The organism is Variovorax sp. P4_B10 (genome assembly GCF_056402375.1).
This window is the reverse complement of sequence record NZ_JBFUHN010000023.1, coordinates 67,139-82,047: the sequence shown is the minus strand read 5'-3', so window position 1 is coordinate 82,047 and position 14,909 is coordinate 67,139. Positions and strand designations below refer to the sequence as shown.

At 65.3% G+C, this 14,909-nt stretch carries 14 protein-coding genes and 1 pseudogene; 5 read left to right on the top strand and 10 right to left on the bottom strand.

From position 1 onward, the window contains the following. The 3 genes and pseudogenes from AC1DXX_RS13355 to AC1DXX_RS13345 all read left to right on the top strand — a co-directional run. A pseudogene (locus AC1DXX_RS13355) lies at positions 1 to 785 on the top strand (ribonucleoside-diphosphate reductase subunit alpha); the annotation flags it as partial. Positions 786 to 976: 191 nt separating this feature from the next. Beyond that, entirely contained in the window at positions 977 to 2,215 is a 1,239-nt protein-coding gene (locus AC1DXX_RS13350) for a ribonucleotide-diphosphate reductase subunit beta (protein WP_478134686.1), read from the top strand. Between the two features lie 196 nt (positions 2,216 to 2,411). Further along, on the top strand, positions 2,412 to 2,930 hold the full coding sequence (locus AC1DXX_RS13345; RefSeq protein WP_478134685.1) for a histone H1-like DNA-binding protein: 519 nt from the start codon (positions 2,412 to 2,414) through the stop codon (positions 2,928 to 2,930). Positions 2,931 to 3,011: 81 nt separating this feature from the next. Here the strand turns inward: AC1DXX_RS13345 and AC1DXX_RS13340 are convergent, their stop codons facing one another. The 7 genes from AC1DXX_RS13340 to AC1DXX_RS13310 form a co-directional block, all read right to left on the bottom strand. Then, entirely contained in the window at positions 3,012 to 3,914 is a 903-nt protein-coding gene (locus tag AC1DXX_RS13340) for a carbohydrate kinase family protein (protein WP_478134684.1), read from the bottom strand. Between the two features lie 58 nt (positions 3,915 to 3,972). Beyond that, a complete protein-coding gene (locus AC1DXX_RS13335; protein ID WP_478134683.1) occupies positions 3,973 to 5,415 on the bottom strand; it encodes a zinc-ribbon and DUF3426 domain-containing protein in 1,443 nt (480 codons plus the stop codon). A 73-nt stretch (positions 5,416 to 5,488) separates the two neighbouring features. Beyond that, on the bottom strand, positions 5,489 to 6,373 hold the full coding sequence (prmA, locus tag AC1DXX_RS13330; RefSeq protein ID WP_478134682.1) for a 50S ribosomal protein L11 methyltransferase: 885 nt from the start codon (positions 6,371 to 6,373) through the stop codon (positions 5,489 to 5,491). An 18-nt stretch (positions 6,374 to 6,391) separates the two neighbouring features. After that, a complete protein-coding gene (accC, locus tag AC1DXX_RS13325) occupies positions 6,392 to 7,741 on the bottom strand; it encodes an acetyl-CoA carboxylase biotin carboxylase subunit (RefSeq protein ID WP_478134681.1) in 1,350 nt (449 codons plus the stop codon). Between the two features lie 2 nt (positions 7,742 to 7,743). Then, positions 7,744 to 8,208, bottom strand: a complete 465-nt coding sequence (gene accB / locus AC1DXX_RS13320) for an acetyl-CoA carboxylase biotin carboxyl carrier protein (protein WP_478134680.1) — start codon at positions 8,206 to 8,208, stop codon at positions 7,744 to 7,746. Between the two features lie 100 nt (positions 8,209 to 8,308). Further along, complete coding sequence (locus AC1DXX_RS13315) at positions 8,309 to 8,863, bottom strand: TlpA family protein disulfide reductase (RefSeq protein ID WP_478134679.1); 555 nt, start codon at positions 8,861 to 8,863, stop codon at positions 8,309 to 8,311. Then, positions 8,864 to 9,460: a hypothetical protein gene (locus AC1DXX_RS13310; protein WP_478134678.1), complete on the bottom strand. Its 597-nt coding sequence runs from the start codon at positions 9,458 to 9,460 to the stop codon at positions 8,864 to 8,866. It lies immediately after the preceding gene. 111 nt (positions 9,461 to 9,571) lie between these two features. Between AC1DXX_RS13310 and mpl the strand changes: the two genes are divergently transcribed. Further along, positions 9,572 to 10,984 (top strand): UDP-N-acetylmuramate:L-alanyl-gamma-D-glutamyl-meso-diaminopimelate ligase, encoded by a 1,413-nt coding sequence (mpl, locus tag AC1DXX_RS13305; RefSeq protein WP_478134677.1) that lies wholly within the window; start codon positions 9,572 to 9,574, stop codon positions 10,982 to 10,984. Further along, a complete protein-coding gene (locus AC1DXX_RS13300) occupies positions 10,981 to 11,490 on the top strand; it encodes a cupin domain-containing protein (protein ID WP_478134676.1) in 510 nt (169 codons plus the stop codon). Before mpl ends, AC1DXX_RS13300 begins: the two co-directional genes overlap by 4 nt. Here the strand turns inward: AC1DXX_RS13300 and AC1DXX_RS13295 are convergent. The 3 genes from AC1DXX_RS13295 to tldD form a co-directional block, all read right to left on the bottom strand. Beyond that, positions 11,487 to 12,605 carry a 3-deoxy-7-phosphoheptulonate synthase gene (locus AC1DXX_RS13295; RefSeq protein ID WP_478134675.1) on the bottom strand — a complete coding sequence of 373 codons (1,119 nt, stop codon included), beginning with the start codon at positions 12,603 to 12,605 and terminating at the stop codon, positions 11,487 to 11,489. The genes AC1DXX_RS13300 and AC1DXX_RS13295 overlap by 4 nt on opposite strands. A gap of 226 nt (positions 12,606 to 12,831) precedes the next feature. After that, positions 12,832 to 13,365: a hypothetical protein gene (locus AC1DXX_RS13290; protein WP_478134674.1), complete on the bottom strand. Its 534-nt coding sequence runs from the start codon at positions 13,363 to 13,365 to the stop codon at positions 12,832 to 12,834. Between the two features lie 47 nt (positions 13,366 to 13,412). Next, positions 13,413 to 14,873, bottom strand: a complete 1,461-nt coding sequence (gene tldD, locus AC1DXX_RS13285; protein ID WP_478134673.1) for a metalloprotease TldD — start codon at positions 14,871 to 14,873, stop codon at positions 13,413 to 13,415. Between the last annotated feature and the right edge of the window lie 36 nt (positions 14,874 to 14,909).

The window sequence follows — 14,909 nt, the reverse complement described above, 5'->3', positions numbered from 1 at the left end:
ACAAGGGCTCGCTGTGGGACAAGGGCATCCTGCCGATCGACACGCTCGACCTGCTCGAGAAGGCCCGTGGCGGCTACGTCGAGGTCGACCGCTCGGCCACCCTCGACTGGGAGGCCCTCCGCCAGAAGATCAAGGCCGACGGCATGCGCAATTCCAACTGCGTGGCCATCGCACCGACCGCGACGATCTCGAACATCATCGGCGTCGACGCTTCCATCGAGCCCTGCTTCGGCAACCTCTCGGTCAAGTCGAACCTGTCGGGCGAGTTCACCGTGATCAACCACTACCTGGTGCGCGACCTGAAGCGCCTGGGCCTGTGGGACGACGTGATGGTGATGGACCTGAAGCACTTCGACGGTTCGCTGCGTCCGATCGACCGCGTGCCGCAGGACGTGAAGGCGCTCTACGCCACCGCATTCGAAGTCGAAACCACCTGGCTGGTGGAAGCCGCTGCGCGTCGCCAGAAGTGGATCGACCAGGCGCAGTCGCTCAACATCTACATGGCCGGCGCATCGGGCAAGAAGCTCGACGACACCTACAAGCTCGCATGGCTGCGCGGCCTGAAGACCACCTACTACCTGCGCACGCAAAGCGCGACGCACGCCGAGAAGTCGACGGTGCAATCGGGCCGTCTCAACGCGGTGTCGTCGGGCAACGATGCCCCCTCGGGCATGAGCGCACTCGAAGCCGCCGCTGCTGCAGCGAAGGCACAGATGAGCGCAATGCCTGCCACCGACATCGCGTTCTGCGGTGTGGACGATCCGACCTGCGAAGCGTGCCAGTAACGTGTCGATGCTCGCGTCAGTGAGCCAGTGAGGTGCATGCGAAAGTCGCGCGTCGTTCAGACAATGAAGGCATTGACTGACATCGCGCGATGCATGCGAGCAACATAACAACCACATAAATGGAGCGCGATGTGAACGAGCACTTTGCAACTCACATCGTTACTCCGATAATTTGAGCATTGGATTTTTCTATGTTGACCTGGGACGAAGAAGTCAAGCCCTCCTTACCAAAGGATATGCAACAAGGATTGCAGCACCACAACGCATCGACCAGCGGCTCGCCCGCAGGCCGTTCGGTGGATGCTCCGACTTCGTCGATTGCACAACCCGCTCTTCGCACGTTCGGCACACTCGATGACGGCGCCGCTGCGCCGCTGCGTCAGGTCGCTCCCGCTTCGGTTCCAGTTGTGGCGCAACGCGTCAAGGCCTCCGACAAGCGCATCATCAACGGCCAGACCGACGTCAACCAGCTGGTGCCGTTCAAGTACAAGTGGGCCTGGGAAWAGTACCTCGCCACCTGCGCCAACCACTGGATGCCGCAGGAAGTGAACATGACGCGCGACATCGCGTTGTGGAAAGACCCGAACGGCCTGACCGAAGACGAGCGCCGCATCGTCAAGCGCAACCTCGGCTTCTTCGTGACCGCCGACTCGCTGGCCGCCAACAACATCGTGCTGGGCACCTACCGCCACATCACGGCCCCCGAATGCCGCCAGTTCCTGCTGCGCCAGGCCTTCGAGGAAGCGATCCACACGCACGCGTACCAGTACATCGTCGAGTCGCTCGGCCTGGACGAGAGCGAGATCTTCAACGCCTACAACGAAGTGCAGTCGATCCGCGAGAAGGACCAGTTCCTGCTCCCGTTCATCGACGCCATCAGCGACCCGCTCTTCAAGACCGGTACGCACGAAACCGACCAGACGCTGCTCAAGTCGCTGATCGTGTTCGCCTGCCTGATGGAAGGCCTCTTCTTCTATGTCGGCTTCACGCAAATCCTCGCGCTGGGCCGCCAGAACAAGATGACCGGCGCTGCCGAGCAATACCAGTACATCCTGCGCGACGAGTCGATGCACTGCAATTTCGGCATCGACCTGATCAACCAGCTCAAGCTCGAGAATCCCGGCCTCTGGACCCCCGAGTTCAAGGCCGAGATCAAGGACCTCTTCATGAAGGCCGTCGAACTCGAGTACAAATACGCCGAAGACACCATGCCGCGTGGCGTGCTCGGCATGAACGCCTCCATGTTCAAGGGCTATCTGCGGTACATCGCCAACCGGCGTGCACAGCAGATCGGCCTCGAAACGCTCTTCCCGAACGAAGAAAACCCGTTCCCCTGGATGAGCGAAATGATTGACCTGAAGAAAGAGCGCAACTTTTTCGAAACCCGCGTGATCGAGTACCAGTCGGGTGGTGCGCTCTCCTGGGATTGAATCTTTCCGACAAGAATTAATGAATTCAAGAATTGCCCTTGCCACCGATCGCGCCGAAGAGCGCGGCATGGATGAGGGCTCAGGTGTTCATGGTGCTGGAGCTCAGATTCCAACGCCATGAATCGCTTCACGCTACCAACGTGCGTGGAGTGCTTCAATAGGTTGATTTTTTCAACTTGATCAAGGAGAAATAGAAATGGCAACTGCAAAGAAAGCGCCGGCTAAGAAAGCCGCTGCAAAGAAGGCTCCGGCAAAGAAGGTCGCGGCCGCTAAGAAGGCTCCCGCCAAGAAGGTAGCTGCGAAGAAGGCTCCGGCCAAGAAGGTCGCAGCGAAGAAGGTAGCCGCCAAGAAGGCGCCTGCGAAGAAGGTAGCCGCCAAGAAGGCAGCACCGGCCAAGAAGGCCGCTGCCAAGAAGGCTCCGGCGAAGAAGGCTCCTGCCAAGAAGGCGGCGGCGAAGAAGGCTCCTGCGAAGAAGGCAGCCGCCAAGAAGGCCCCCGCGAAGAAGGCTGCTGCCAAGAAGGCGCCTGCGAAAAAGGCTGCGGCCAAGAAAGCCGCGAAAAAGCCCGCTGCCAAGCCTGCCGCTGCTGCCAAGAAGCCTGCTGCAAAGAAGGCTGCAAAGGCTCCCGCCAAGGCTGCCGTAGCGCCTGCTCCTGCTGCGCAAACGACGCTGAACCCCCAGGCAGCCTGGCCGTTTCCGACGGCCAGCAAGCCCTGAGTCTCTCAGCGGCCTTGACGGCAAAAAGCCCGGCACCTCGCGGTGTCGGGCTTTTTTTATGGGCGCCCGGAAAGAGGCTGCTTACAGGCCCAGTGCCTTCCGGTCGACCTGGTAGTTTTGCGGTCCGCGCTGCGCGATCTTGAGCGCACCGACGCGGTTGCCCAGCGCCGCGCATTGCGCGAGCGGCCATTCCTTCTCCAGACCGAACAGCAGCGCGCCGCGCCAGGCATCGCCACAGCCGGTAGGCTCGACCACGGCGGTGGGCGTCACGCCCGGCACATGCTCGCGTTCGCCGTCGATCCAGACTTCGCAGCCCTCGCCCGCCAGCGTGACCACCAGGCCGCGCACGCGCTTCGAGATCTCGGCCAGGCTCCAACCGGTGCGCTGCGAGAGCATCTTTCCTTCGTAGTCGTTGACGACGACCCAGCTCGCGAGATCGACGAAATGCCTGAGCGCTTCACCGTCGAACATCGGCAAGCCCTGGCCCGGATCGAACACGAACGGAATGCCGGCGGCAGCGAACTGCTCCGCGTGCTGCAGCATCGCATCGCGGCCGTCGGGCGCGATGATGCCGACACGAATGTCTTCCCGGGCAGCGATCTTCGTGATGTGCGCCTGCTGCATCGCACCGGGGTGGAACGCGGTGATCTGGTTGTTGTCGACGTCGTTCATGATCATCGCCTGCGCGGTGAAGGTGTCGTCGAGCTGGCGCACGAACTCGGTGTCGATGCCCAGCGCGCGCATGCGTTCCAGGTAGCCGGCGCCGTCGCTGCCGAGCGTGGCCATCGGCAGCGCCGTGCCGCCCAGGGCATTGAGGCTGTAGGCGATGTTGCCGGCGCAGCCGCCGAAGTCGCGCCGCAGGCTGGGCACGAGGAACGACACATTGAGGATGTGCAGCTGGTCCGGAAGGATCTGATCGGCGAACCGGCCCTCGAAAGTCATGATGGTGTCGAACGCGAGGGAACCGCAAATCACTGCTGCCATGGGTGGACCGTTTGTTGAAATTGGATGAGAAGGAGAACGCGTGCGTGCAGGCGTCCGGCTAGGGATAGAAGGCTTCCACGCGATAGCCCGCGATGGGCGGTAGCGCAGCCGCTTCCGCCGGCGACAGGATCAGCGGCAATGAAGCCGCGCGATCGGCGCGCGCCGCGAGCACGGCTGGCGCGCCATAGTCCGCCGGCAGCAGGACACGCCGCACCACCGCACGCTCCTGCGTGTCAAGCAGCGACAGCTCGACGGCCGGCATCGCGAGCGGCACGGTGGCACCATTGCGCAGGGTGAAGCTGAGCCGGTAGTCGTTGCCACCGCTCTTCTCGCGTGCGAAAGCGGCGCCTTCGATCATGATGTCGCCGATCTGGCGCAGAGCCGAGAGCTCGCAGCCGGTGTATTGGCACAGCGCCGCCAGCGCGGGACGCAGGCTCGGCTGGCGCGCGACGATGCCATCGCGCTCGTGGCGAACGACCTGCACGATGAGCAGCAGGACGGCAAGTACCGCCAGAACGACAAGCCAGCGCCGCACGCCCTTGCGCTGCCAGACGCTGGGAGCCTTGGCGTCGTGTTCCTCTTCGTGGTCGGGGAAATGATGGTCTTCCTCCCGCTCCGCGAAAATCGCTGGGAACGAGCTGCTCTCCGTCGGCTCGCTTGCCACGCGGACCATCGCCGCCGCCGCCGAAGCTTTGGCGGCCGCCCGCGCTTCGCGGGACTTGTGGGCGCTCGCAATCTTGGCCGACTTGATGCGCGCCCGGCGCAGCGCCTTCTGCATCTGCACCTGATCGTGGTCCTTCTCCTTGTCTTCCTTCTCCTCGACACCATCGTCGAGGGTCGGCTCGACCAGCCCGTGCGGCTTGATGCGAGGCACGGGCAGCGGCGGCGCCGGTGGAGGCGGCGCTGGCGGCGGGGCCGCGAGATTCAGATCGATGTTCGGGAACGGCGGCAGGGAACTCGCCGGCGGCCGCCACGCAGGCTCGCTCACATCCAGGTCGGACCATGGTTCGTCCGCGATGATGCCGTGTGCCGGCAACGAGAAGGCCGGAGGCTGAGATGGTGGCGGTGGAGACGGCGGCGGCGGTTGTGCGGGCTCAGGCGGCGGTGGCGCGACATCGGCCTCCACGGGCTCGACCTCCAGAGCCGGTGGGTGCGGCACCTCGGCCGTCGCGTGCACCTCGGGTTCGTCGTCGAAGAAATCCGCGTCTTCGGGCGCATGCAAAGGCTGCGACCCGGGTTGCTGCGGCGGTGCGGCTGTCGCCGGCAGCGGGTCGGCTCGCTCTTCGACGGAAGGTTCGACCAACGCAGGCGAATAACCCGCCATCGACGGCACAGGCGCATTGGCCGGCGCGCCGCCGTCGGGGGACTCGTGCAGATCGAGCGTGGCATCGAACACATGGCTGCATCGGCCGCAGCGCACCCAGCCATCCGAGATGCGCAGCTGATCGCGCACCACCTTGAAGGTGGTGGCACAGGCGGGGCAACGCGTGACGAGGCTCATGACCGGGCAATTGTAGGGTTGGGGCCCCGTCGCGCGAGCGGCGCGCAGCGATGCGACAGCCCGGCCGCGCTCCTCAGCAGCGCGCCGTCATGAGGATCCAGCCGTCCTCGCTGTCGCTGACCTCGAGGGCCGCATAAGGTGCGTAGGCCTCTTTCAGCTCGTCGGCCTGGCGCTCGAGGATGCCGGCCAGCACCAGCGATCCGCCCGGCGCCACATGGCTGCGCAGCAGCGGTGCAAGCACCTTCAGCGGCGTCGCCAGGATATTGGCGAGCACGGTGTCGTAGCTGCCCTTGGCTGCGCCCGGCAGGCCTGCATTCAAGCGAACACCATTGGCTTCGGCGTTGAGCCGGGTCGACGAGACCGCGGCTTCATCGATGTCGACGGCATCGATGTCGAGCGCGCCGAACTTCGCCGCGCCGATGGCAAGGATGCCGGAGCCGCAGCCGTAGTCGAGAACGCGCTGGTCGCCGAAGGCGCCCTGCTTCGCGATCCACCGCAGGCACATGCGCGTGGTGGGGTGCGTGCCGGTGCCGAAGGCGAGCCCCGGGTCCAGCCGGATCACCTGCCTGGCCTGTTCGGGCGGCTCATGCCAGGTCGGCACGATCCAGAACTCGGGCGTGATCTCGACCGGCGCGAACTGCGATTGCGTGAGGCGCACCCAATCCTGCTCGGGCACGTTCGCCACGCCGAGCACCGCGCAGCCTTCGAAGAAGTCCTGCAGCGCGAGCACCGATGCGGCCTCGTTCGCCAGCGCCTCGTCGGCGAACAGCGCGATCACGCGCGAACGCTGCCAGCCGTCCTTGGGCGGCGGCATGCCGGGCTCGCCGAACAGCGCCTGCTCGGCATCGGTTTGCGCGTCGGCATCCTCGACCGAGACGCTCAGCGCATCGAGTGCGTCGAGTGCGTCGCTGAGCGTTTCGACCCGGTCTTCCGGCGCCATCAGGCGAAGTTCGAACATGGCGCGTCAGGTGTCCGCTTAGCGCTTGTGCGCTGCGAGCCACTCTTCCAAGTAGTGGATGTTGGTGCCGCCGCTCATGAACTTGGCGTCGACCATCAGCTCGCGGTGCAGCGGGATGTTGGTCTGGATGCCTTCGATCACGGTTTCGTTGAGCGCCGTGCGCATGCGGGCCATGGCCTGCTCGCGCGTGTCGCCGTACACGATGATCTTGCCGATCATCGAGTCGTAGTTCGGCGGCACGAAGTAGTTGGTGTACGCATGCGAATCGACGCGAACACCCGGGCCGCCCGGCGGGTGCCACATCGTGATGCGGCCCGGCGACGGCGTGAACTTCCAGGCGTCCTCGGCGTTGATGCGCACCTCGATGGCGTGGCCGCGCATCTCGATCTGGCGCTGGGTGAACGGCAGCTTTTCGCCGGCGGCCACCATGATCTGCGTCTTCACGATGTCGATGCCGGTGGTGAACTCGGTCACCGGATGCTCCACCTGCACGCGCGTGTTCATCTCGATGAAGTAGAACTCGCCGTTCTCGTAGAGGAACTCGAAGGTGCCGGCGCCGCGGTAGCCGATCTTCTTGCAGGCCGCCGCACAGCGCTCGCCGATCTTCTCGATCAGCTTGCGCGGAATGCCGGGGGCCGGCGATTCCTCGATCACCTTCTGGTGGCGGCGCTGCATGGAACAGTCGCGCTCGCCCAGGTAGACCGCGTTCTTGTGCTTGTCGGCGAGGATCTGGATTTCGATGTGGCGCGGGTTCTGGAGAAACTTCTCCATGTACACGGCCGGATTGCTGAAGGCCGCGCCGGCTTCCGCCTTGGTCATCTGGATCGCATTGACCAGTGCCGCCTCGGTGTGCACCACGCGCATGCCGCGGCCACCGCCGCCGCCCGCCGCCTTGATGATGACCGGGTAGCCGATCGCACGGGCAATGCGCTTGTTGGTGGCGGCGTCGTCCGAGAGCTCGCCTTCGGAGCCGGGCACGCAAGGCACGCCGGCCTTGATCATGGCCTGCTTGGCCGACACCTTGTCGCCCATCGTGCGGATGTTGTCGGGCGTCGGGCCGATGAACTGGAAGCCGCTCTGCTCCACGCGTTCGGCGAAGTTGGCGTTCTCGCTCAGGAAGCCGTAGCCGGGGTGGATGGCCTCGGCGTCCGTCACTTCGGCTGCCGAAATGATCGCCGGCATGTTGAGATAGCTCTGCCCCGACGGGGCCGGGCCGATGCACACGGCTTCCTGCGCCAGCTTGACGTACTTGGCGTCGCGATCGGCTTCGGAATAGACCATGACGGCCTTGATGCCCATCTCGCTGCAGGCGCGCTGAATCCGGAGGGCAATCTCCCCCCGGTTTGCAACCAGGATCTTCTTGAACATGGTCACTCGATGATGAACAGCGGCTGGCCGTATTCGACCGCCTGCCCGTTTTCGCCGAGGATCTGGGTGATCGTGCCGGACTTGTCGGCTTCGATTTCGTTGAGGATTTTCATCGCTTCGATGATGCAGACCGTGTCGCCCTCGTTCACCTTGCTGCCGATTTCGACGAAAGCCGGTGCGCCAGGGCTGGACGAACGGTAGAACGTGCCCACCATGGGCGACTTGACCGCGTGGCCGGCCGGAGCGGCTTCGGCTGCGGGAGCACTGGCCACGGGCGCGGCGGGCGCACCGGCGATGGCCGGCGCTGCAGCAGCGGGCGGTGCTGCCAAGGTTTGCACATATTGCACCGGAGCGGCACCGCCGCCCTTGACGATGCGAACCTTGCCTTCGGTTTCGGTGATTTCCAGTTCGGAAATATTCGATTCGGACACCAGATCAATCAGTGTCTTGAGTTTGCGCAGATCCATGGGACTCCAGTGCCGGCTTTGCCGGTCATTCGGATATAACTTGGCTGAAAATCGGCGATTTTCAGCGTTCGGTGGCTAACGCCAGCTTGGGCGGCCGATTCTAACCATGAACAAGTTCACGCCGCCAAGTTCCCAGGTCGGTCGCTTCGAGCTTGCCCATTTTACGAGCTGCTACTGAACCGTTGCCGTTCAGGACCAGCGTGAAGGGCAGGCCACCGCTGGTATTGCCCAGATTCTTGACAAGCTCCGTGCCTTGCAGCCCGGCCAATCCAACGGGATAGCTGACGGGTGTGCGCTGGAGGAATTTGCGCACGGCGCTGGGCTGATCGATGGCCAGCCCGACCACTTGCCAGCCGTTGGCACTGTTTTCACGAAAGAAGCCGTCGATCATCGGCATTTCTTCGACACAGGGTGGACACCACGTTGCCCAGAAGTTGAGCAGCAGCGGCTTGCCGCGCAGGCTCGACAGAACGAGTTCACCACCCTCCGGCCGTTCGAATTTCTGGGCCCAGAAAGTCGCGTCGAGCATCTCGCCGCCCGCCGCACCGCTGCCGGCGCTGCGCTCCCGCCACCAGGCGCCACCCACCCCGGCAGCGGCGGCCACCGCCGCCACGCCGCCATAGAGCATGCCGCGTCGTGTCGGCGAAGAAGTCATTCACTTGTCCTTTTCTCTTTCAATCAGTCGGCGCAATGCGGGCAGATCGCCGCGCGGCGCACGGCCCTGTGCATCGGGCTTCAGGGCGCCGCGCAGATCGTCGAGGTCATAGACCAGCAGGTGCACTCCGATTTCCTCGCCCAGCGCCCGGCTCGGCGCATGCACGCTCAAGGCTTCCACCTGCTCGCCATGAAAGCCGGTGACCATGCGCGGCTCGTAGTCCACGTGATGATCGATCAGGGCAATCTCGGCCGACTTGGAATCATCGCAGAACAATTGAATATAAATGTCTGACAGCCGTGTGGCCGTGCCGTGCCACACAGCGCCGCCCACATGGGGGCGGAATGCGGCCATGCGCTCCATCCACTCGAGCGCCAGCAGGCGCAGCGCGTGCAACTCCTGCGGCTGGGTCTCGGCACAGAAGAGCGCGATGTAGTCGCGCACCTCGGCCTCGACCTCGTCGTTGTTCGGCAGCGCAGTGCGTGCCGACAGGCCCAGATCGCGCAGGGCCCTGCGCTTGGCGGGGCCGTATTCCAGCCCTTCCTCGACGACAAGGCGGGCTGCGGTGGCGGCGATTTCACGCTTGGACGTGTCCATCGAGGCATTTTGCCCGCAGTAGGCGTCGCTCACACGAAATCAACATGAAGCCCAGGGCAAAGGCCGGGGCTGCGCGGCAAGCCCCGCATTGCGCCTCCCTAGAATCGCCCGATGCACATTCATATTCTGGGTATCTGCGGCACGTTCATGGGCGGATTGGCCGCTCTGGCGCGCGAAGCAGGCCATCGGGTCACGGGCTGCGACGCCGGCGTGTACCCGCCAATGAGCGACCAGCTGCGTTCGCTCGGTATCGACCTGATCGAGGGTTTCGGCGCCGATCAACTCGCCATCGCGCCTGACATGTTCGTGATCGGCAACGTGGTTTCGAGGGCGCGGCTGCCCGACGGCGCGCCCAAGTTTCCGCTGATGGAAGCCATCCTGGATGCCGGCAAGCCGTACACGAGCGGTCCGCAATGGCTGGCCGAGCACGTGCTGCTGGGCCGTCACGTGCTGGCAGTGGCCGGCACGCATGGCAAGACGACCACCACGTCGATGCTGGCATGGGTGCTCGAGCAAGGCGGCAAGGCACCGGGCTTCCTGGTGGGCGGCGTACCGCTGGACTTCGGCGTGTCGGCCCGGCTGGGCGACGGCGCCGCCTTCGTCATCGAGGCCGACGAGTACGACACGGCCTTCTTCGACAAGCGCAGCAAGTTCGTGCACTACCGGCCCCGCACAGCGGTCCTCAACAACCTCGAGTTCGACCACGCGGACATCTTCGACGATCTCGCCGCCATCGAGCGTCAGTTCCACCATCTCGTGCGCACAGTGCCCGGCACCGGCCGCCTGGTGGTGAACGCCGCCGAAGAAAGCCTGCAGCGCGTGCTGGCGCAGGGCTGCTGGAGCGAACTCGCGCGCTTCGGTGCGGGTGGCCCGAACAGCGGATGGCAGGCTCTTGGTTCGCCCGATGCCTTCGAGGTGCTGCGCCAGGGCGAAGTGGTCGGCCGGGTCGAGTGGGAACTCTCGGGCCTCCACAACCAGATGAATGCACTGGCCGCCATTGCAGCGGCCGATCATGTCGGCGTCGCGCCGGCCGATGCGGCCCGCGCGCTCGGCAGCTTCCGGAACGTGCGCCGCCGCATGGAATTGCGCGGCACGGTCGAGCGCAGCGGCGGCGCGATCACGGTCTACGACGATTTCGCCCACCACCCCACGGCGATCCGCACCACCCTCGATGGCCTGCGCAAGAAACTCGATGCCACCGGCAAGCAAAGTGAGCGCATCCTTGCCGCCTTCGAGCCGCGCAGCAACACGATGAAGCTGGGCGTCATGGCTGCGCAGCTTCCGTGGAGCCTGGCGTCGGCCGACCTGTCGTTCTGCCACACGGCCGGGCTCGACTGGGATGCCGCCGCGGCCCTCGCCCCGATGGGCGACCGTGCACAGGTGGCTGGCGCCATCGAGCCGCTGGTGAAGCAGATCGTTGCCGCGGCGCAGCCGGGCGACCACATCGTCTGCATGAGCAACGGCGGCTTCGGCGGCGTGCACGACAAGCTGCTTGCGGCACTGCGCGCCACAACGGCATCATGACCGCCATGCGCGCCCGGGAACTGATCGAGAGCCTGAAGCTGCAGCCTCATCCCGAGGGCGGCTGGTACAGCGAGGTGTTCCGTTCAGCGGCAAGCGTCACGCCCGCCGACGGCCGGACGCCCCGCAGCGCGCTCACCAGCATCTATTTCCTGCTCGAGGCAGGCCAGCATTCGCGCTGGCACCGGGTGCTGTCCGATGAAGTGTGGGTGCATCTGGAAGGCGTGCCGCTGGCGCTCTGGACTTGCGATGCCGCGATGCGCACCGCGCCAGCCCATGTGCGGCTTGGCCCGGTCGACGCGCACGGCACGCGCCCCCAGCACGTGGTGCCGGCCGGCCAGTGGCAGGCCGCCCAGCCGATCCAGGGCCACGCGTCAGGCGACTACACGCTGGTCGCCTGCATGGTCGGCCCGGGCTTCGACTTCGCCGACTTCTCGATGGTGCCGCCCGACAGCGACGAGGCGGCATCGATGCGGCACCACTGGCCCGAGCTGGCCGGGATGCTTTAGCCGCGGCGCTGCTTGACGGCCTGCGACAAGGTCTCGAGCACCTGCACCGAATCGTCCCAGCCGATGCAGGCGTCGGTGATGCTCTTGCCGTACTCGAGGCCCGAGAGCTGGTCCTTGCCCGGCGTGAACTTCTGGGCGCCGGCCTGCAGATGGCTTTCGACCATCACGCCGAACACGCGGTTCGAGCCGCCGGCCACCTGGGCCGCGATGTCCTTGGCGACATCGATCTGCTTCTGGTGCTGCTTGGAGCTGTTGGCGTGGCTGCAGTCGACCATCAGCGTGGGCGGCAGCTTGGCGGCTTCGAGGTCCTTGCAGGCGGCTTCGACGCTGGCGGCGTCGTAATTCGGCGCCTTGCCGCCGCGCAGGATGACGTGGCAGTCGCGGTTGCCGTTGGTCTGCACGATCGCGACCTGGCCGTTCTTGTGCACCGAGAGAAAATGGTGGCCGCGAGCCGCGGCCTGGATGGCGTCGGTGGCGATGCGGATGTTGCCGTCGGTGCCATTTTTGAAGCCGATGGGTGCCGAGAGACCCGAGGCCAGTTCGCGGTGCACCTGGCTTTCGGTGGTGCGCGCGCCGATGGCGCCCCAGGCGATCAGGTCGCCGATGTACTGCGGCGAGATCACGTCGAGGAACTCGCTGCCCGCCGGCAGGCCGATGCGGTTGATGTCGATCAGCAGCTGGCGCGCAATGCGCAGGCCTTCGTCGATGCGGAAGCTCTCGTCGAGGTACGGGTCGTTGATCAGGCCCTTCCAGCCGACCGTGGTGCGCGGCTTTTCGAAGTACACGCGCATCACGATCTCGAGCGTGCCGGCGTATTTTTCGCGTTCGACCTTGAGGCGGCGGGCGTATTCGAGCGCCGCGGCCGGGTCGTGGATCGAGCAGGGCCCCATGATCACCAGCAGCCGGTCGTCCTTGCCCGCCATGATGTTGTGGATGTTGCGGCGAGTGCCTTCGATCAACGTTTCGATGGCCGTGCCGCGAATCGGGAAGAAGCGGATCAGGTGTTCGGGAGGGGGCAGCACGTTGATGTCCTTGATGCGTTCGTCGTCGGTCTTGCTGGTTTTTTCGACGCTCGCATACCAGCTGTCGCTGGCCGGGGCAGTGTTCGTGCTCATGGTGCTTTCCTTGTTGGAGTGAATATCGTCAGGGCATAAAAAAACCGCCGGGGCTGGAAGCGCCGGCGGTTTTGGGAGGGTGTTCGTTTGCTTTACGCGCTCGCCTCTCGTCCGCCGGAAACCGGGAACCAAAAGTAGGCAAAGAAATAGGCGCGGAGGGCGGACATAGGGGCGAAATGTAGCACGGAAAACAAAGACCCGGTCAAGCGATCGGGCCGTGGGCCATTTACCGGTAGCCCGATTCGTTGGCGTTGTGAATGATCCAGATCAGGTTGCCGCTGGAGTAGTCGCCCATGCCGCCACCCGCGAAAACCAGCCGCCCCTGGCCCTTGTAGGTCATCTCGTAACGATGGCGGTCGCTGCCGAAATAGAACGGAATGAAGGCCTTGCCCGTCACGTAGGCGCCCTGGTCGGTCGGCTGGCCGGCGATGTCGGTGACCTGTCTGGCGCTCATGCCGATCTGCAGGCGGGTGAACCTGCTGTTGCGCCCGGGGTTGCCGGTGATCTCGCCTTCATAGCCGTTCAGTCCCTTGACCGTGCGGCCGCTGCCGGCTTCGACCTTGGAGGAATCGGTCACATTGCCCTGGGCGTCCATGCCGGCCCTGGCACCGCCGCGGGCGGGAGCCGAAGGTGCGGCAGTGGGTGATGCCGCAGGCTGGCTGGCGCTCGAGCCGCCGCGCGAAGCGCAACCCGCACTCGCCAGCACCACCACGGCGGTCGCGGCCCACAGCGCCGCGGACGAATTGATCCTGATCCTCATCGAATGCTCTCCTCGTTGTGAAAAACGAAGGAGAGCTTAACAAGCCCTCAGGCCGTTCCGCCTACGGTCAAACCATCGATGCGCAGGGTCGGCTGGCCGACGCCCACGGGCACGCTCTGGCCTTCCTTGCCGCAGGTGCCCACGCCCGAATCGAGCGCCATGTCGTTGCCGATCATGGTCACGCGAGTGAGCGCGTCGGGGCCGTTGCCCACGATGGTCGCACCCTTGACCGGGTACTGGATCTTGCCGTTCTCGACCCAATAGGCCTCGCTGGCCGAGAACACGAACTTGCCGCTCGTGATGTCGACCTGCCCGCCGCCGAAGTTGGTGGCGTAGAGGCCCTTCTTGATGCTGGCCACGATTTCCTTCGGGTCCTTGTCGCCGCCGAGCATGTAGGTGTTGGTCATGCGCGGCATCGGCACGTGGGCATAGCTCTCGCGGCGGCCGTTGCCCGTGGGCTTGACCTTCATGAGGCGTGCGTTGAGCGAATCCTGGATATAGCCCTTGAGGATGCCGTCTTCGATGAGCACGTTGCGCTGGCTGGCGTTGCCTTCGTCGTCGACGTTGAGCGAGCCGCGGCGGTCGGCGATCGTGCCGTCGTCGAGCACCGTGACGCCCTTGGCCGCCACGCGCTGGCCGATGCGGCCCGAGAAGGCGCTGGAGCCCTTGCGGTTGAAGTCGCCTTCGAGGCCGTGGCCGATGGCTTCGTGCAGCAGGATGCCGGGCCAGCCGGAGCCGAGCACCACGGTCATCTCGCCGGCCGGCGCCGGGCGCGCGTCGAGGTTGGTCAGTGCGGCCTTCACGGCCTGGTCGACGTACTCGGCGATCTGCGTGTCGTTGAAGTAGGCCAGGCCGAAACGCCCGCCGCCGCCGCCCGAGCCGACTTCGCGCCGGCCGTTCTGCTCGGCGATCACGGTGACCGAGAGGCGCACCAGCGGACGAACGTCGGCCGCCAGCGTGCCGTCGGCGCGTGCCACGAGCACCACGTCGTACTCGCTCGCCAGGCCCGCCATGACCTGGGCCACGCGCGGATCGCGCGAACGGGCGAGCTTTTCGACCTTTTCGAGCAGCTTGACCTTGGCGGTGCTGTCGAGCGTGGAGATGGGGTCGATGCCGTTGTAGAGCGAGCGGCTCGAGGCGATCTTGCGGGCCGGTGTCTTCACGCGACCGGTGCGGCCTGCGGAGGAAATCGAGCGGACCGTGCGGGCCGCATCGAGCAGCGACGCCTCGGAAATATCGTCCGAATACGCGAATGCGGTTTTCTCGCCACTGACCGCGCGCACGCCGACGCCTTGGTCGATGCTGAAGCTGCCGGTCTTGACGATGCCTTCCTCGAGGCTCCAGCCTTCGCTGCGCGTGTACTGGAAGTACAGGTCGGCGTCGTCCACCTTGTGGGAGGTGATCTCGGCGAGGGCCTTGCTCAGGTGCGATTCGTCAAGGCCGAAAGGCGTGAGGAGAAGCTGTTGCGCCGTGGCGAGGCGCTCGATGGTGGGTTCGCGAGAGATCATCGCGCCATTCTAGGCAGACGCCCTCTTCCGTGCCGC